Below are 17,667 nucleotides of genomic sequence, written 5' to 3'. Positions count from 1 at the left end.
GATATTGAGTATCCAGAAACACCCTCTGTGGGCAAATATCAACAGGCTGGCAATTGTGACAAGTCTCCTTGTAATTCTGAAAGTTTTTACATACTTTTTTCAAGAATTTTTGCCGGTTTTCGGTGAAGTTATTAGCAAGCTGTTTAGCGCTTTTTTACCCTTTATAATTGCTCTTGTTATTGCCTTTTTACTCGAACCGCTCCTTGTTAGGTTAATGCGAGGTATACGAATTCGTCGGCCATATGCAGCGGTTCTTTCTTTATTATTGACGGTTGCAGGATTAAGCCTTTTTGTTTTTGTAATTGTTGCCCGTCTTTATACAGAATTATCCGAGTTGGCCATTAATCTACCTAATTATGGGTATCTGGTGGATCTTGTTTCAAAGCAAGTAGAGACTGCGGAAAGGTTTGTTGAGGTAAACCCCCAAATTCAAGACACCTTGTTTACGGCGACACAAACTCTGGCCAGCACTCTTCAAGCATGGGCTAAATCGGCAAGTTCATTCTTACTTTCTTTTCTGACCGCTCTGCCACGTGTATTCATTATTTTGGTCGTGTCTATTGTGGCAACATTACTGATAAGTTCAAGTTATCCAAATGTAAAACAATTTATTTCAAACTTGTTTCCCAGCCGTTGGCATTTAAGAGCTCAGGCGATTAGTGAGGATTTGGGTGTAGCTGTTGAAGGGTATTTGCGGTCACAAGCAATCTTAGTTTCTGTAACTTCGCTGGCAACCATAGGCGGTTTACTGTTGATGGGAAACCGCTATGCGGTTACGCTTGGAGTTATGGCTGGACTGTTGGATATTGTCCCAATTGTAGGGACAGGAATGTTATTTGTACCTTGGGCTGTCGCACTTTTTATTATGGGATCCTTCGGAGAAGGGCTAAAGTTATTGCTGATGTGGATTGCTATCATGGTTGTTCGGCAGTTTCTAGAGCCAAAAGTTTTATCCAAAGCAATTGGAATTCACCCACTTCCAACGCTTATTTCAATGTATGTTGGACTACAATTAATAGGTGGCTTCGGTCTTATTGTAGGACCCGCATTCGTAATATGTTATGAAGCTGTGCGGAGAGTCAGCGTTTTTGGACCTCCAAAAGTGTAGATGATTAGTTGCTGGGATGAATTTACTATGAATAATAAGCTATTATTAAGCAGGAAGAGATGATTCTCGTTGAAAACGCTTACTATATTGGGATCAACAGGGTCAATTGGACGCCAAACTCTAGATGTTGTCAGTCATGCCGAAGGACGCCTTAAGATTCATGCCTTGGTGGCTGAAAAAAGTGTCCAGCTTATGGAAGAGCAGGCCCGTTTATATCGCCCTGAAGTGATCGTGATGATGGAAGAGACTGCCGCGCGTGAACTTCGTGGAAGGTTGAAAGATTTACCAATCAGAGTAGATCAGGGAATGGAGGGGATTATCAACTCTGTCACCGCTCAACAGGTTGATACAGTGGTTACCGCTCTGTCTGGGAGGGTTGGTTTGGAACCTACCCTAGCTGCTATTGAAGCTGGTAAAATGATTGCTTTAGCAAATAAAGAAACCCTGGTGGCAGGCGGAGACTTAGTAATGTCTTCGGCTCGGAAAGTGAATTGCAAAATTCTTCCCGTGGATAGTGAACATTCTGCCATTTTTCAGTGTTTAGAGGAAAGTTCAGAAACCATTGAGAAAATTATTTTAACCGCATCTGGGGGACCTTTCTTTGGCTGGAACAAGGAGAAGTTGGCGACTGTCACTTTGGAGAAAGCGCTCTGCCATCCCAACTGGGATATGGGGGCTAAGATCACGATTGATTCTTCAACAATGATGAACAAGGGGCTTGAAGTGATCGAGGCGCATTATTTGTTTAATATGGAGTATGATGGGATAGAGGTGCTGATTCATCCCCAGAGTGTAATTCACTCTATGGTGGAATATCATGACGGCTCAGTGCTTGCTCAGTTAGGCAGGCCTGATATGCGCTTACCAATACAATATGCCTTAAGTTATCCAACGCGTTGGAAGAATCCATTTGAACGGCTTAATCTTCGAGGAAAAACTTTAACGTTCCATCAACCTGATTTAGATACATTCCCTGCCTTAGCCTTAGCTTACCATGTTGGACGACGAGGAGGAACTCTCCCCGCCGTTATGAATGCTGCTAACGAAATTGCTGTTTCAGCATTCCTGCATGAGCAGGTCTCGTATCTGGGAATTCAAGAAATTGTTGAAAAAGTATGCTCTGAGCACCATGTTTTAGATAACATGGATTTGGGAAGTATACTCGATGCAGATACTTGGGCACGTCGGCGGGCGGAAGAACTAATTTCGATCTCGATGCCCGGGTCACGATGTTTGAGTCTTAGAAGGACCATTAAGCATTAACCAAGAAGTATGAAATCAAAACAGTTGATGATATAGTACTCTTAGTCAGCATTAAGTATTAGATATTTGTATATGATGTTCGAACCACAAACTGCGAACCACGAACATCGCTAAAGGGGGGGGTAAAGTGTTAACGACACTCGCCATCGTTTTTGTTTTTGGAAGCATGGTCATGATTCATGAATTTGGACACTATATTGTCGCGAAATGGATTGGAGTCAAAGTAATTGAGTTCAGCTTCGGTTTTGGTCCGAAAATTGTGGGTTATCAAGGGAAAGAAACGCTTTACGCTCTGCGCGTTGTTCCTCTAGGGGGGTTCGTCAAACTTCATGGTATGGATGCAGAAATCGATGAAAAAGGCCAAGCGGTTATAGCCTCGAACAAAGATGCAAGAAGTTTTATGAATAAGCCCGTTTGGCAACGTATGGCTGTAATTGCGGCCGGACCTTTAATGAATTTTGTTCTGGCGATTATCATGTTTGTAAGTGTCTTTGCTTATATGGGGATTCCAGCACCAGACAGCAGTAATATGATTGGCACGTTGGTTAAAGATAAACCTGCTGCTGCTTCAGGGATTCTACCGGGTGACAGAATTATTGCAGTGAACCAAGAACTAACGCCGGATTGGGCTAGTTTGACAGAAGCCATTCATTCTAAGCCGGATCAAATGTTAAGCTTAACGATAGAACGAGGCGCAGATGAGGAACGTCGAACTATATCTGTAAAGACGGATAAGGATGCACAATCAGGGTTCTGGATTATTGGGATTGGACCGGAGGTAACTTATGTGCACGCTTCAATTATCGAGTCAACCCGCGTGGGGATTGAACGGTCAGTAGATTTTACAAAGCTGATTATCGTGACCTTAACGCAAATGATCACAGGGAAGATTCCGGCAGACGTAGGCGGCCCGGTTATGATTGCTCAAGTCATTGGAGAAGGAGCTAAAGAAGGTTTTTCTAACTTATTAGGGTTGACGGGAATATTAAGCATCCAATTGGGCCTTATTAACTTATTCCCTATCCCTGCCTTGGATGGAAGCAGGCTTGTATTCCTTTTAATTGAAGGATTAAGAGGTAAACCTCTTAATCCAGAAAAGGAAAATATGATACACTTGGTTGGCTTTGTGTTACTCATGGGATTAATGCTTGCCGTAACTTACAAGGATGTCTTGCGCCTATTTGTCAAAGCCGGCTAATATACAGGGGGAACTGAGTCATGATACAGAGAAAAATGACCAAACCGGTACAGGTTGGGTCTGTGACAATCGGCGGTGGGAGTTCGATTGTCGTACAATCAATGACCAATACGGATACCCGTGATATTTCCAGCACCTTGGCACAGATTTACACCTTAGCTGAAGCCGGGTGTGAAATTGTGCGTCTTGCTGTTTTGGATGCAGATGCGGCGAAGGCATTAAAAGTAATCGCCGCAACAAGTCCACTCCCTGTAATTGCAGATATTCACTTCGATTACCGTCTGGCTATTCAGGCAGTTGAACAAGGGATTCATGGATTAAGATTAAATCCTGGCAACATAGGTGCCCGCTGGAAGGTACAAGAGGTAGTGCGTTCAGTGAGGGAACAACAGATCCCTATCCGTATCGGGGTTAACGCTGGATCACTGGAAAAGGAATTTCTAGAAAAGTATGGAGGACCTACTGCGGAAGGGATGGTCGAAAGTGCTTTAGGGCATATTCGGTTGCTTGAGGATGAAGGTTATAATAAACTAAAAGTTTCTCTCAAAGCCTCTTCTGTCCCCCTAATGCTTGAGGCTTATCGCAAGATACATGAGGTTATTGATTACCCCTTACATTTAGGGGTCACCGAAGCAGGAACTGTACGCTCAGGGGTAGTGAAATCAGCCATAGGAATTGGGACACTGCTTGCCGAAGGGATCGGGGATACGATTCGAGTGTCTCTAACCGGAGACCCCGCGCGAGAAATTCCGGTGGCCTTAGAAATTTTGCGTGTCCTAGACCTGCGCCAGCGCAGCGTGGAGTTAATCAGTTGTCCGACTTGTGGTCGGACACAAGTTGATCTAGCCGCCTTGGCAGAGAAAGTCGAGGAGCGGTTATTACTGCTTCCTTCGTTGGACAGGCCCTTAAAAGTTGCAGTTATGGGATGTGCAGTCAATGGGCCGGGAGAGGCTCGTGAAGCTGATTTCGGAATTGCCGGCGGAAAAGGTACGGGGCTTTTATTTCGCAAGGGAGAGATAGTAGCCCGTTTGCCGGAACAGGAATTGTTAGCGGCCCTGCTCCGCGAAATTGAGGATTATGTTAGAGATCATATGAAACTTCAGTAGTCGTACGTAGTTTTCTTTATAATTTATAGTCAATTGATCAATTAAAAGGTAATTAAGTTAGTATTAGATAAAATAGGAAACGTAGTAACATTAAGATGATTTTGGAAAGGAATGGACAACATGCTCGTCAGCCAACTATTAAATCCTACACTCCGCGAGGTTCCAGCTGAAGCTGAAGTCATCAGCCATCAATTGATGGTCAGAGCAGGTTTGATTCGCAAGTCTGCGTCTGGATTTTACACCTATTTGCCTTTGGGGTTAAGAGTATTGAGAAAGATTGAAACCATTATAAGAGAGGAAATGGATGCTAAAGGGGGACAAGAAGTCCTTATGCCTATTATGCAACCAGCTGAATTATGGAAAGAGAGCGGACGCTGGGATGTATATGGCGCAGAGTTGTTTCGTCTGAAGGATCGTCACAATCGTGAGTTTTGTCTTGGACCTACCCACGAAGAAATTATCACAGACCTTGTTCGGGGTGAAATTCGATCCTATAAGCAACTGCCGATGCTCCTATATCAAATTCAAAACAAATATCGCGATGAGCGGCGCCCTCGTTTCGGTTTAATGCGCGGTCGTGAATTTGTCATGAAAGACCTTTATTCGTTTGATCGTGATGAAGCAGGCCTTCATGAGAGTTATCAAAAAATGTACGATGCTTATTGCCGGATTTATTCCCGTTGCGGATTAACCTATCGTCCGGTTGAAGCGGACCCAGGTGCTATTGGAGGGACTGGTGGATCACATGAGTTTATGGTTTTGGCTGATTCTGGGGAAAATTCAGTGGTGTATTGTTCAGAGTGTGATTATGCCGCCAATACGGAAAAATCCGAGTGTCGTCCCCAAATTATCGAGGATGTATCCCCTGAAGGACAGCGGAAGTTAGTGCCAACACCGGGAGTCAAGACCATTGATGACATCAGTAAGTTTTTAGCTGTACCGAAAAGTACCTTAGTTAAGTCGTTACTTTATCAAGGGGACGAGAAGACATTTTTAGTGTTGATACGCGGAGACCGTACACTAAATGAAATAAAAGTAAATAATGCTTTAGGCGGGTTTGTATCCCTTCAACTGGCCTCTCCTGAGTCAGTAGAGAAGATTTTGGGTTGTGAGCCAGGTTCTGTAGGCCCTGTTGGAGTGCCTGATGGGCTTATGGTCATTGCAGACGAAGAGGTTCCCCTCATGAAAAAGATTGTGTGCGGAGCGAATAAGGCGGATCATCACTATGTGGATGTTGTCCCCGGTCAAGACTTCCGTATAGATCAAGTTCTTGATTTACGAATGGTTGAGCCGGGTGAAGCTTGTCTTAGATGCGGTGCTCTACTTAAAGAGGCCAGAGGAATTGAAGTAGGCCAAGTTTTCAAACTTGGAACCAAGTATAGCAAAGCATTAGGAGCAAACTTTTTAGATGAAAACGGTGTGGAGAAAAGTTGTGTGATGGGTTGTTACGGTGTTGGAGTAAGCAGAACGATTGCTGCTTCCATCGAACAAAATCATGATGACTTTGGAATTATCTGGCCCGTGCCGATTGCTCCTTACCAATGTATAATTGTACCAGCGAGTAGCAAAGACGCCTTAGTCGTTGAGACAGCTGATAAACTTTATCAAGAGCTCAAGGGTCTTGGAGTGGAAGTTGTTCTCGATGACCGAGATGAACGTGCTGGTGTGAAATTTAAAGATGCAGATTTGGTTGGATATCCCATAAGGGTGACCTTAGGAAGCAAAACCTTGGCCAATGGTCAGGTTGAACTCAGAGAGCGTAAATATGGTGAGACACATTTGGTGAAAATCGAAGACCTCACTCTAAAAGTGAAGGCAATTGTTGAGAAGGCTTTATTATATTAACAAAACAGAGAGACACCTACTTACATAGGCAGGTGTCTCGAACGTTAATTAATCTTGGAGGGTGAGATATGAACTGGCACTCCAGTTTAGCCATCTTTAGAACTTTTTGTTCTTCAGATTTCTCTTGTATAAAGTTATATATAAACCTATAATATTAATTAACTCCAGTGAACTCGTTCAGCTAAAGCTGAATATCGAGCTTTCGGTGACGATTATCTCTTGTGGAGAGTATCGCCGAATCCGCTGAATCCAAAATGTACACGCAGCGGCTAGAAACACCCAGTTGGAGAAGTGGGTGTCTCGGAATTGTTAAACTGAATATTGCTGGATGATATTTGCGGGAGAGTGGCTGATAGCCTGCCGAAGAGGTTGTACTTTCAGGAGCTTGAATTCAAGCGGGACCGTAAATGGACAGGACTCTGGAGAGACCTAAATGATGGGCGCCGAAGGGGCAACGCAATGATGCTTTGCTAATCTCTCAGGCAAAAGGACAGAGTATTTATGTATATTTAAAAAGACGCATTTTCAGGCGACTTCTTAAATATACTAATAATGCTAATAATATCCAGAGTCAAATCGCTAAGATTTGGCTTTTTTTATATAGAAAGTTGCAACTGTATAAGCTTCTGGGGATTAGAAAGATTAATTAAGGAGGAACAAAAAATGCAATCATTTCACAATGCTATTATCTGGTTGAACGATTATCTCTGGGGACCCCCAATGCTGGTCCTGCTTTTCGGTACGCACTTATTCCTAACCTTTCGTACTCGATTTATCCAAAGGCACATTTTCAAAGCCATCAAACTTTCTGTAACTAAGGATCCGACTGCTGAAGGGGATGTAAGTCAATTTGGTGCCCTCACTACTGCATTAGCAGCTACTATTGGTACAGGTAACATTGTTGGAGTATCTACGGCCATTGCCCTTGGCGGTCCAGGTGCAGTGCTTTGGTGCTGGCTAACCGGAGTATTCGGCATCTCAACAAAGTACTCTGAGGCTTTATTAGCCGTAAAATATCGGGTTAAGACCTCCAATGGTACAATGCTCGGAGGTCCAATGTATGCACTGGAAAACGGTTTAGGACAAAAGTGGTTAGCTGTGTTATTCTGTATCTTCACTGCGATTGCCGCTTTTGGTATTGGGAACACAGTTCAAGCTAATTCGATTTCCTCAATGGTAAATGAGACCTTTAACATCCCACATTATATCACCGGTTTCATTATGGCCGCTCTCACGGGTATTGTCATTATCGGCGGAGTAAAATCCATTGCTCGAGTGTGTGAGAAACTTGTACCTTTCATGGCAATTTTATACGTCATTGGTTGCATCGCTATCTTAGCTTTGAATTCTTCGTACGTATTACCTGCTATTTCCTTAATCTTTGAATCTGCCTTTACCCCACAGGCAGCTGGCGGTGGTTTCATTGGAGCGTCCATCATGATGGCAGCTCGTTATGGTATCGCACGCGGTTTGTTCTCCAACGAGTCGGGATTAGGATCTGCGCCAATCGTGGCAGCAGCGGCTCAAACTAGAAACCCTGTTCGTCAGGCCCTAGTTTCTGCCAGCGGAACTTTCTGGGATACTGTGGTAGTCTGCGCAATGACCGGTATCGTCGTAGTGAGCAGTATACTGAGCAACCCAGTTGCAGCGGAAGGGTTAAAAGGTGCTGCTTTAACCAAAATGGCCTTTGCTCAAATTCCAGTAATTGGTCCGATTGTTCTAACCTTTGGACTTTTAACCTTCGTATTTTCAACCATTTTAGGTTGGTCTTATTATGGGGAGAGAGCTATTGAGTACTTATTCGGAAAAATAGCAATCATTCCGTACCGTGTAGTCTGGGTGCTTGCCGTATTCTTTGGGTCCATAATGACTCTTCAACTTGTTTGGGATATGGCGGATGCTATGAATGCACTGATGGCCATTCCGAATCTTATCTCATTGCTTCTCTTAAGTGGAGTTATCGTAGCAGAAACGAAAAAGTATCTATGGGAAGACAATTTGGATTGCATCTCAACAGATCCAATTCCAACCATCAAAAAGTAAGTATTAAAACACAAAAAGACGGCCCTTTTATTAAGGGGTCGTCTTTTTTGTATCAAGTAAAGGCGCAATTCTATTACTTCCTTTTTTCCTTGTGAGATACTCTGTAAATGAATAGTGATGTAAATAACCATTATGAGAGGGAATAAGCATACCAAGAAATTCTCCGAAAATAAGCAGGTTGAGTCATTTAATGACTTAACCTGCCGAGGAAGGTCTGGGTTCGTTTTTCTTGGGGGTTACTAAAAATCTGAATAGGTGAGCCCTCTTCAACAATACGGCCTTCGTCTATGAAGATCACTCTGTCTGCTACTTCTTTGGCAAAGCCCATTTCATGAGTGACGACAACCATTGTCATTCCGTCCTCTGCCAATTGCTTCATTACGGTGAGAACTTCTCCAACCAGCTCAGGATCAAGAGCTGAAGTTGGCTCATCAAAGAGCATAATTTTCGGATGCATAGCCAATGCTCTGGCAATGGCTACTCTTTGGCCTTGTCCTCCAGACAGCGTCCCTGGGTAGCAGTTTTGTTTATCCAAAAGACCAACCTTCGTGAGCAGCTCCCGGGCGGTTTTGACAGCAAAATCTTTCTTCTGATTAAGCACGTGAACGGGGGCTTCGATGACATTCTCCAACACAGTCAGGTGAGGGAATAGATTGAATTGCTGGAATACCATTCCCACCTGACGGCGAATTCGCTTGAGACTGCTTGATTTACTTTCCAGAGGTACGCTGTCAATCAAGATTTCTCCCGCTGTAAGTGTTTCCAGTCCATTTAAACAGCGCAGAAAAGTGCTCTTCCCCGAACCACTCGCTCCGATCAGCACTACAACCTCACCAGCAGATACTGTCGCATCGATTCCATCGATAACTCGATTCTTGCCGAAATCTTTGACTAGCCCCTTAACATTAATCATCGACTTCTCCGGAAGACTAAGATTATCGACCTTTGATTTTTTCGGCATATATGCCAAATTCATATCAATTCCCCCTTGTCCGGATTTCTCTAGATAATCGCCACTCCAGGCTGCGTAAAAGCGCTGATATCACTGTGGTCATCAGTAAATAGAGTACGGCAGCGGCGGTGTAGAATTCCAATGAGGCGAACGTCCTACTGGCAAAGCGCTGGGACGTTTGAAGGAGATCCGACATGGTAATGACTGAACATAGCGATGAATCTTTTAAAGTAATGATAAACTGATTGCCTAATGACGGTATCGAAATCCGCAAAGCTTGGGGGAAGATAATCCTGCGCATGGTTAAGAATTTGCCCATGCCAAGAGAGAGGGAAGCTTCAGTTTGCCCTTCTGGAATTGCCTCAATTCCCCCCCGAAAGACTTCGGCAAGGTATGCCCCGCTGTTGATTCCCAGTCCAATTACAGAAGATGCAAAAGCACTTAATGTAATACCAAGCTGTGGTAAACCGAAATAAATTAGAAAGAGCTGAACAAGCAAAGGGGTTCCCCGAATCAGCCAAATGTAGAAATGGGCAATATAGCGCAGAGGTGTGTGAGATATCTTCATGAGAGCTGCAACGAGACCCAGAAGGATGCCGAATGCAATTCCCAGTACAGCAAGTTCTATAGTTAACCCCGCCCCTTGCAACAAAAAAGGCAGATATTTAGGGATGATACTAAAGTCAAGATTCAAAGCAACATACCTCCAGTCTGATCAGATCGGAAACCCCTTGCTGATTGACCTCGGCATTAACGAATATCCGCACTGAAATATTTTTCGCTAATTTTTTGATAGCTTCCGTCATCCATCATTTCAGCCAAAGCACTGTTCACAGCCTCCAGTAATTTAGGACTGTCTTTGCGAATCGCAATGCCCATCTTCTCTGCATATAACAAATCGCCCACCAGTTTATAAGGGTAATTATTCTCTTTAATTGCATTTAAACCTACAATCTTATCAGTAATAACGGCATCTAGTCTTTTGTTGGACATATCATTAAAGGCATCAGGGTCACCTTTATAAGTCTTTACAGTAGCCCCCAATTCACGAGCTTTCGTTTCAAATGTCGTCCCCAGAACAACCCCGACTGTCTTGCCTTTGAGATCGACCCCATCACTGATTGTCGAGTCCGAGGGCACAATAATTTGGGCCCCTGAACGGTAATATGGGGTGCTGAAATCTACCTTTTCCAATCTCTCGTCCGTTATTGCCATACTCCCTAAGATCATGTCGAATTTGCTAGTTGTCAAGCCGGCAATGAGTCCGTCCCATTCAGTTGCAATCGGTGTTGGGTTGACGTTAATTCTATTGGCAATCTCTTGGCCTATTTCAACATCAAATCCAGTAAGCTCGTTCTGCTCATTAAAATAGTTAAAGGGTGGGTACTGGCCACTCATAGCATATGTCAATTTTCCGTCGACCTTAATCCGGTCCAAGGTGGTTTTAGTGGGCGTGTCAGAATTGCTTTTTGATGTACCACAGCCGGCTATTATCAACAAGATTAGGGTAATGAGGATTAGAACATTAAATTTTTTCATTTTTCTTCTACCTCCTATGTACCTTTTTGTACCTTTTTTCGTTTGATAGAGCACGAGTTCAAACTTCTTCTATACAAGCATAGAACCGAACCACCTCCCAGAAACAAACAACTTCTGTATAAACAAAGAGTTGTTTGTAATTGAAGTATACCATATTTTTATACATAAGGCCATTATGTATCTCAACAATTTCCCATTTCGAGGGTTTTGATACTTTAATAAACGTATATAGAAAATTTATACAAATATATTTCTACAAAAGTTTTTGTTGACATATATTTACCAACAACTTATTATCTTAATAAAGGTTGTCAGTTACGTTAGGATATTTCTCACAAGGTTTTCTAAAGAAAGATAAAAGCTCGGGGCTATCCTGAAATAAGGGTAACTGACGAGGAGGTAACAAATGAATGAACAAAGACGACAAACCTTATGGCCTGATATAAATAATGAGCAATGGAATGATTGGCACTGGCAAATGTCTAACCGGATTACAAACCACAAAGAATTACTGCAGGCTATGTCTGTTCCCTCCGAGGAAGCTGATCAGATTGAGAGGTGCCTGGAAAATTTCCGAATGGCAATCACTCCATACTATTTTTCCCTGATGGATCCCCAGAATCTAGAGTGCCCTATTAGAAAACAGGCAATTCCTTCAATCCACGAATTGAGCAAATCCTCATGTGATTTAGAAGATCCACTGCATGAAGAAGCTGATTCTCCGGTGCCAGGATTGACACACCGTTATCCAGATCGAGTGTTACTCTTGGTAACTGATCAATGCTCAATGTACTGCAGACATTGCACCAGAAGGAGAATGGCTGGACAAACAGACAAAGCTTTACCATTGACTCAATTTAAGCTTGCCTTGGACTATATCCGTTCCAACCCTCAGATTCGTGACGTCCTTATCTCCGGCGGGGATCCGTTGACCCTATCTGATGATCGACTGGATTATGTTTTATCCAACCTTCGTTCAATTCCTAATGTTGAGATTATCCGCATCGGGACAAGAACCCCAGTAGTTTTGCCGATGCGAATTACGGATAAGCTAATTCAAGTTTTGCAAAAATACCATCCAATCTGGATCAACACCCACTTTAATCATCCCAAGGAATTTACGATTGAAGCACGCAATGCCCTAAACAAACTGGCTAATGCGGGTATTCCACTTGGAAACCAATCGGTTTTGCTTAGAGGAATCAATGACTGTCCTGTGATTATGAAAAAGCTGGTTCATGAACTCGTGAAGTGCAGAGTAAGGCCCTATTACTTATACCAATGCGACTTATCTAGTGGGATTGAGCACTTTCGGACTTCTGTCAGTACTGGTTTGGAAATCATTGAAATGCTTAGAGGACATACCTCTGGCTTTGCTGTGCCTGCCTTTGTTGTCGATGCCCCGGGAGGTGGAGGTAAAATTCCTCTTCAACCTAATTATTTGATTTCCCAATCAAATGACAAAGTAATCCTTCGTAATTATGAAGGAGTCATTAGCGTATATCAGGAACCCGAAGATAAAACAAGTCGTTGCAAGACATGTAAAAACACCTGCAGCAGTTCCAAAACTCGGAAAGTTGGTCTTGCTAAATTGCTGAAAGGTGGGCTGATTAGTCTAACACCCCAAGAAAACATGCGGCAGGAGAGGAGAAAAAAAGTATCCGGCGGTTGCGGGGGTGGAGCAAATGTTTAATACTAGGGGCGAAGTAAGTTCATCAAGTCTCATTTCTGTAGATGAGAGGAATAAACGCCTAGTCGTCAACGGATACACACAAGGAACTGAGCCTTCTCTATTTAGTCGGGAGCTTATTGATCTGGCAATAACAAATGAACTGGAGAAAATTTGGCTGTGGGCCTTGCCCGGAGATGTACCTGAATTTTCAAAATGCGGCTTTCATATTGAAGGAAACATCTTTCGTTATAACTATGAGGAATATGCAGTTAGCCTTGCCTATTACGTGGTTAAGACAAGAGGACTTTCAGATAAGATACAAACAGAGAATGATATTGTTTATACGGTTAGAATGGAACCAATTAAACAGTTACAAAGTTTGCCAATAGGAATGGAATTAAAGATTTTAGATGAAACCTTTGCTCGGCAAATATCGCAAGTATTAACAAAAGTCTTTGTAAGCTATCCATCTCCTGTGGAAAGTTCTCAGTATATCCGTTCATTGATGCATAATGGAAATATTTTTGCTGGAGCTTTTTCACAAGAAAAACTGATTGGGGTAGCAGCGGCTTACCCCGACTATCTTTTTAATCGTTGCGAAATGACGGATTGTGCAACGCTCGAAGAGTACCGTGGACATTCACTGTCCGAACGTTTACTAGGTATTTTAGAGCAGGAAGTTCAAAAGCATGGCTCATTTATACTCTATACATTAGCTCGTGCTCAGTCTTATGGGATGAATAGAGTATTTTATAAACTTGGATACAGATATCAAGGGCGACTGATTAATAATTGCCATATTGCAGGTTCCTTTGAAGACATGAATTTATGGGTTAGATAGGCCAAATTTCCATTCCATTGTGGAGCACAGATTTTCCTTTTTTAGGCTATGGTTGTGGAAACCATGATTAATAAGCAAATATCTTTACTGTAAAATGGTATAATCCGTGCCTCAAGGTATCAAGGCAATGGATATATGCCGTTTTACGTTATTGCCGTATGGACATCAAAAGTTACATAGAAGTGAGTTTAAACAACAGCACATTGACACTTCTCTATATCGTCGTATAATGGACATAGAGAAGTGTCAATGTATGTTACGCAATTTCAATCGCTGAGGTGAGAATTTTGAAAGAGGATTATGGGGTATACGCCATGTATTTGAAAGCCCTGTCAGATGAAACGAGGCTTAAAATATTTGACATGCTTTCCGATGGAGAACTGTGTGCATGCGATATTCTAGAGGAATTCAACATCACCCAGCCTACCCTTTCGTACCATATGAAAATATTAAGCGAAAGTGGTTTGGTAGACAGCAGGCGTGATGGAGTTTGGATGAAATACTCTATTAATATAAAGAGCCTTGAAGCATTAAAACAGTTATTTGATAACATTACACTAAACATGGATAGTACATCGTTGAGTCTTTCGTTTTCAGCAATAAAGTACTAGAAGAACAAGAAGAGCTAACACTAAGGTCATAACTGGATTCCTGAAAACGTGATAACCGCTCTTCTTGGACAAGATAAATGGTATTCTGTTTTGGTAGCAACATACATAGGAGTCCCTATGTATGCAGATATTTTCGGATATTGTCGATCGCCGAGGCTTTAGATGCAAATCGGTATTGGTACTGCCTTTACTTTCATGATGGGAGTAACGGCTCTTTCACTTCCATCAATGATATTGCTTAAAAAAGTGGTCAAGAGTAAGCTTCTCGTTGCTTTTGAATCACAACATTATTTAATTGGTCAAACTTAGAGCAGGTTGCACAGTTCTAACGAATATGCTATATTAGTATAAGGAAATTTGTAGTCTTGATGGTAAGGAGTGGGTTCTAGCCCGCTCCTTCGTTTGTCCAATTCGTAGCGTAAGTATAACTTGAGGACATCTTCGTAAGACTATGAGGAGAATGTCCCATACGTTACGTTTTAAAGGAGCGAATTCATATGAATGAAGCAATAGAACAACAGATCGCGTCTATGGTTGAACCACTGGTAAAAGAAAAAGGCCTCGAATTAGTCAATGTAGAGTACGTAAAGGAAGGTGCGCATTGGTATTTGCGCCTTTACATAGATAAAGACGGTGGCGTGGATATGGATGATTGTTCAACTATCAGCCACATTGTAAGTGAAATGGTTGATCAAAAAAATCCTATTCCGCAAGCCTATATGTTGGAAGTGTCTTCTCCTGGACTTGAACGTCCTCTCAAAAAGGAAGAGGACTTTGTTCGTTTTCAGGGAAGTTTAGTTAATGTTCACACCACTTCCCAGTTTCAAGGGTACAAGAAATTTTCTGGAAATCTTGTTGGACTAATCAACGATGAGATCGTTTTAGAATACAATGATGAGCGTGTCGCCATTCCACGCACGTTGGTAAAGAAAACTCATTTGGCACTGGATTTTTAGATTATTGTTTACAACAGAATAAGGAGGAAAAAGGAAAAATGAATATGGAGTTCATCGAGGCCCTTCACGAGTTAGAAAAAGGACGGGGAATTTCTGCAGAAATTCTATTTGAGGCGATTGAGGCTGCACTGATTTCCGCATACAAGAAGAATTTCGGGTCATTACAAAATGTACGAGTTCTTATTGATCGTTTAACCGGTGAGTTTAAAGTTTATGCCCGTAAAACCGTTGTCGATCTTGTGGAGGATGCTCGGACTCAGGTTAGCTTGGTGGAGGCGCGTAATCTTGACCCGAATTATCAACTTGAAGACATTGTGGAATACGAAGTAACTCCTCGTGAGTTTGGGCGAATTGCTGCGCAAACTGCGAAGCAAGTTGTCGTACAACGTATTAGAGAAGCAGAACGCGGCATGATTTATGACGAGTTTGTCAATCGTGAAGGGGATATCGTTACCGGAGTTGTACAGCGGTATGAACAGAAGAATGTCATTGTTGATTTAGGGAAAGTGGAAGCTGTACTTCCTGCACAGGAACAAATACCGGGAGAAGGATATCAATCGTTTGAGCGTATTAAAACCTATGTTGTAGAGGTTAAGAAAACGACGAAGGGCCCACAGATTATGCTTTCTCGAACACATCCGGGCTTAATAAAACGTTTATTTGAGCTTGAAGTTCCTGAGATACATGACGGGATCGTAGAAATAAAGGGAGTTTCTCGTGAAGCTGGAGCTCGCTCCAAAATCGCAGTTTATTCACGTGATCCAAACGTTGACCCTGTAGGAGCATGTGTTGGCCCCAAGGGAGTTCGCGTACAGACTATTGTCACAGAATTAAAAGGAGAAAAGATTGATATTGTAAACTTCTCAATCGATCCCCAGGAATTCGTAGCTAATTCCCTGTCTCCTGCCAAAGTCTTACAAGTATATCCGAAACTCAATGAAAAGGTTGCTATTGTTGTGGTTCCGGATTATCAGCTTTCTTTGGCGATTGGAAAAGAGGGACAAAACGCACGCTTAGCCGCCAAGCTTACGGGTTGGAAGATTGATATAAAAAGTGAATCTCAAGCCATCGCTCATAATATCATTCCCCAAGGACAAGAAGAGTATGAAAATTATGATGAATATGGCGAATATGAGGAATACTCTGAATATGATGAGTACGCAGAATCCGATGGCTATCAAGAGTATCAAGAAGACACGGTTACACAAGGGTTAAAGCTTACCGAAAACGCTGAATATAATGAGGATGAAACATATGTTGGATATGCAGAGGAGCTGGAGCTCCTTGAAAATGGTGTTGATCCGATAGTTACTGAAGCTGTCACGGATAAAATAGTCGAGGATTTATTACCTGGCATCAACGAGCGTCCTAAGGAGAAAAAAAAGAGAGGGAAGGGGTGATGGTATGAAGACACGAAAAGTCCCGATGCGGATGTGCTTAGGGTGCCAAGAAATGAAGCCCAAAAAAGAGCTTTTGCGAATCGTTAGAACCCCAGAAGGAATTGTAGAGTTGGATCCCACTGGAAAACGGAATGGTCGTGGCGCATACCTTTGCTCTAATTCTATCTGTTTTGAAACCGCCGTTAAAGAGCGTCGCTTCAGGAAAGCTTTTGGAGTTGATGTAGATCCAGCAGTTTTTTCTCACTTGGAAGGAAAAATATCTTTGTGAATACACGTACCCAATCTTTAATTGGAATTGCTCGGCGGGCCGGAAAAATCGCTTCTGGAGATGCTCAAATTGAGGCCATGGTTAAAAAGAGAAAAGGATTTCTTCTTATCATAGCGGAGGATGCTCACGGAGCACAAAAAAAGTATACTCTGTGGGCTAATGATATAAAATTACCGGTATATGTCACTGGTACAAAGCTAGAACTAGGACGTTCTATAGGACTTTCGCCGCGTTCAGCAGTGCTTATTTTGGATCAAGGGTTTGCTAAGGCTATATTACTAGCAAGGAGCTGATGCTTGGAGCGTAATGTGGGAGCCGATTATGTGGGGGTGGTTAAATGAGTATTCGTGTTCATGAATTAGCAAAAGAATTGAATTTTAGCAGTAAAGAAGTGATGACAAGACTCGTGGCTATGGGAACTGATGTGAAAAACCATTTAAGTACGGTCGATCAAAATGACGCAGATCGATTAAGGAACCAACTGAAAGGAAAGGAGATAAATTTGGAGCATTCTGAACACAAAAATACTGAGGAAAAAAGGCCAATAGTATCTGAATCAGCACAAGAAGGTAAACTGAAAGCAATAGAACGACAGTCACAAGGTCCTCGTCAGGGTACAGAAGAGCAGTCTCAAAATAATCCTGAATTAGAAGGACGTCCGCAAGGCCCACGACCAGGGTATCAAGGCCAGCCGCAAGGTCCGCGACCGGGGTATCAAGGTCAGCCGCAAGGCCCACGACCAGGGTACCAAGGTCAGCCGCAAGGTCCGCGACCAGGATATCAAGGCCAGCCGCAAGGTCCGCGACCAGGGTATCAAGGCCAGCCGCAAGGTCCGCGACCGGGATATCAAGGTCAACCGCAAGGC

At 42.8% G+C, this 17,667-nt stretch carries 17 protein-coding genes, 1 pseudogene and 1 riboswitch; of the genes and pseudogenes, 15 read left to right on the top strand and 3 right to left on the bottom strand.

The annotated features are described in order from the left end of the window. Nucleotides 1–4: 4 nt before the first annotated feature. The 6 genes from ytvI to LJE72_RS08520 all read left to right on the top strand — a co-directional run bounded on the left by ytvI (nucleotide 5) and on the right by LJE72_RS08520 (nucleotide 8,563). Nucleotides 5–1,108 (top strand): sporulation integral membrane protein YtvI, encoded by a 1,104-nt coding sequence (gene ytvI / locus LJE72_RS08545; RefSeq protein WP_229247192.1) that lies wholly within the window; start codon nucleotides 5–7, stop codon nucleotides 1,106–1,108. 69 nt (nucleotides 1,109–1,177) lie between these two features. Next, nucleotides 1,178–2,371, top strand: a complete 1,194-nt coding sequence (locus tag LJE72_RS08540) for a 1-deoxy-D-xylulose-5-phosphate reductoisomerase (protein WP_229247191.1) — start codon at nucleotides 1,178–1,180, stop codon at nucleotides 2,369–2,371. 127 nt (nucleotides 2,372–2,498) lie between these two features. Continuing rightward, nucleotides 2,499–3,569, top strand: coding sequence for an RIP metalloprotease RseP (gene rseP, locus LJE72_RS08535; protein WP_229247190.1), 1,071 nt, complete (start codon nucleotides 2,499–2,501; stop codon nucleotides 3,567–3,569). Between the two features lie 23 nt (nucleotides 3,570–3,592). Then, a complete protein-coding gene (gene ispG / locus LJE72_RS08530; protein ID WP_312038907.1) occupies nucleotides 3,593–4,675 on the top strand; it encodes a flavodoxin-dependent (E)-4-hydroxy-3-methylbut-2-enyl-diphosphate synthase in 1,083 nt (360 codons plus the stop codon). A gap of 120 nt (nucleotides 4,676–4,795) precedes the next feature. Then, entirely contained in the window at nucleotides 4,796–6,520 is a 1,725-nt protein-coding gene (locus LJE72_RS08525; protein WP_229247188.1) for a proline--tRNA ligase, read from the top strand. A gap of 409 nt (nucleotides 6,521–6,929) precedes the next feature. Then, nucleotides 6,930–7,024: riboswitch (glycine riboswitch) on the top strand. Nucleotides 7,025–7,183: 159 nt separating this feature from the next. Beyond that, nucleotides 7,184–8,563 carry an alanine/glycine:cation symporter family protein gene (locus tag LJE72_RS08520; protein ID WP_229247187.1) on the top strand — a complete coding sequence of 460 codons (1,380 nt, stop codon included), beginning with the start codon at nucleotides 7,184–7,186 and terminating at the stop codon, nucleotides 8,561–8,563. A 187-nt stretch (nucleotides 8,564–8,750) separates the two neighbouring features. On the opposite strand, the gene LJE72_RS08515 is transcribed toward LJE72_RS08520, so the two are convergent. The 3 genes from LJE72_RS08515 to LJE72_RS08505 all read right to left on the bottom strand — a co-directional run bounded on the left by LJE72_RS08515 (nucleotide 8,751) and on the right by LJE72_RS08505 (nucleotide 11,054). Further along, the gene (locus LJE72_RS08515; RefSeq protein WP_229247222.1) at nucleotides 8,751–9,476 is read right to left on the bottom strand and encodes an amino acid ABC transporter ATP-binding protein; all 726 of its coding nucleotides are present in this window, start codon (nucleotides 9,474–9,476) and stop codon (nucleotides 8,751–8,753) included. Between the two features lie 64 nt (nucleotides 9,477–9,540). Continuing rightward, nucleotides 9,541–10,209, bottom strand: a complete 669-nt coding sequence (locus LJE72_RS08510; RefSeq protein ID WP_229247186.1) for an amino acid ABC transporter permease — start codon at nucleotides 10,207–10,209, stop codon at nucleotides 9,541–9,543. Between the two features lie 56 nt (nucleotides 10,210–10,265). Further along, entirely contained in the window at nucleotides 10,266–11,054 is a 789-nt protein-coding gene (locus LJE72_RS08505; RefSeq protein WP_229247185.1) for an ABC transporter substrate-binding protein, read from the bottom strand. Between the two features lie 406 nt (nucleotides 11,055–11,460). Between LJE72_RS08505 and kamA the strand changes: the two genes are divergently transcribed. The 9 genes and pseudogenes from kamA to LJE72_RS08460 all read left to right on the top strand — a co-directional run. Beyond that, on the top strand, nucleotides 11,461–12,747 hold the full coding sequence (kamA, locus tag LJE72_RS08500; RefSeq protein ID WP_229247184.1) for a lysine 2,3-aminomutase: 1,287 nt from the start codon (nucleotides 11,461–11,463) through the stop codon (nucleotides 12,745–12,747). Continuing rightward, nucleotides 12,740–13,567 (top strand): putative beta-lysine N-acetyltransferase, encoded by an 828-nt coding sequence (ablB, locus tag LJE72_RS08495; RefSeq protein ID WP_229247183.1) that lies wholly within the window; start codon nucleotides 12,740–12,742, stop codon nucleotides 13,565–13,567. The genes kamA and ablB overlap by 8 nt, the downstream gene beginning before the upstream one ends. Nucleotides 13,568–13,854: 287 nt before the next feature. Continuing rightward, nucleotides 13,855–14,178, top strand: coding sequence for an ArsR/SmtB family transcription factor (locus LJE72_RS08490; protein WP_282437875.1), 324 nt, complete (start codon nucleotides 13,855–13,857; stop codon nucleotides 14,176–14,178). Between the two features lie 27 nt (nucleotides 14,179–14,205). Next, a pseudogene (locus LJE72_RS08485) lies at nucleotides 14,206–14,454 on the top strand (permease); the annotation flags it as partial. Nucleotides 14,455–14,675: 221 nt separating this feature from the next. Next, entirely contained in the window at nucleotides 14,676–15,134 is a 459-nt protein-coding gene (rimP, locus tag LJE72_RS08480) for a ribosome maturation factor RimP (protein ID WP_229247182.1), read from the top strand. A gap of 38 nt (nucleotides 15,135–15,172) precedes the next feature. Then, complete coding sequence (nusA, locus tag LJE72_RS08475) at nucleotides 15,173–16,534, top strand: transcription termination factor NusA (RefSeq protein WP_229247181.1); 1,362 nt, start codon at nucleotides 15,173–15,175, stop codon at nucleotides 16,532–16,534. A gap of 4 nt (nucleotides 16,535–16,538) precedes the next feature. After that, nucleotides 16,539–16,802 carry an RNase P modulator RnpM gene (rnpM, locus tag LJE72_RS08470; protein WP_229247180.1) on the top strand — a complete coding sequence of 88 codons (264 nt, stop codon included), beginning with the start codon at nucleotides 16,539–16,541 and terminating at the stop codon, nucleotides 16,800–16,802. Further along, nucleotides 16,799–17,095, top strand: a complete 297-nt coding sequence (locus LJE72_RS08465) for a L7Ae/L30e/S12e/Gadd45 family ribosomal protein (protein WP_229247179.1) — start codon at nucleotides 16,799–16,801, stop codon at nucleotides 17,093–17,095. Before rnpM ends, LJE72_RS08465 begins: the two co-directional genes overlap by 4 nt. 44 nt (nucleotides 17,096–17,139) lie before the next feature. Next, nucleotides 17,140–17,667: translation initiation factor IF-2 N-terminal domain-containing protein (locus tag LJE72_RS08460; RefSeq protein WP_229247178.1), on the top strand; the 528-nt coding region annotated here is incomplete at its 3' end.

The sequence above is a fragment of the Desulfosporosinus shakirovi genome (genome assembly GCF_020595055.1).
Lineage (GTDB): Bacteria > Bacillota > Desulfitobacteriia > Desulfitobacteriales > Desulfitobacteriaceae > Desulfosporosinus > Desulfosporosinus shakirovi.
The sequence above is the reverse complement of the archived record's forward strand: the minus strand, read 5'-3'. Positions and strand labels throughout refer to the sequence as shown.

Coding starts and splice junctions, on each gene's coding strand:
- nusA (WP_229247181.1), top strand. CDS start 15,173: ATGAATATGGAGTTCATCGAGGCCCTTCACGAGTTAGAAAAAGGACGG.
- LJE72_RS08520 (WP_229247187.1), top strand. CDS start 7,184: ATGCAATCATTTCACAATGCTATTATCTGGTTGAACGATTATCTCTGG.
- kamA (WP_229247184.1), top strand. CDS start 11,461: ATGAATGAACAAAGACGACAAACCTTATGGCCTGATATAAATAATGAG.
- ablB (WP_229247183.1), top strand. CDS start 12,740: ATGTTTAATACTAGGGGCGAAGTAAGTTCATCAAGTCTCATTTCTGTA.
- rimP (WP_229247182.1), top strand. CDS start 14,676: ATGAATGAAGCAATAGAACAACAGATCGCGTCTATGGTTGAACCACTG.
- LJE72_RS08515 (WP_229247222.1), bottom strand. CDS start 9,476: ATGATTAATGTTAAGGGGCTAGTCAAAGATTTCGGCAAGAATCGAGTT.
- LJE72_RS08525 (WP_229247188.1), top strand. CDS start 4,796: ATGCTCGTCAGCCAACTATTAAATCCTACACTCCGCGAGGTTCCAGCT.
- LJE72_RS08505 (WP_229247185.1), bottom strand. CDS start 11,054: ATGAAAAAATTTAATGTTCTAATCCTCATTACCCTAATCTTGTTGATA.
- rnpM (WP_229247180.1), top strand. CDS start 16,539: ATGAAGACACGAAAAGTCCCGATGCGGATGTGCTTAGGGTGCCAAGAA.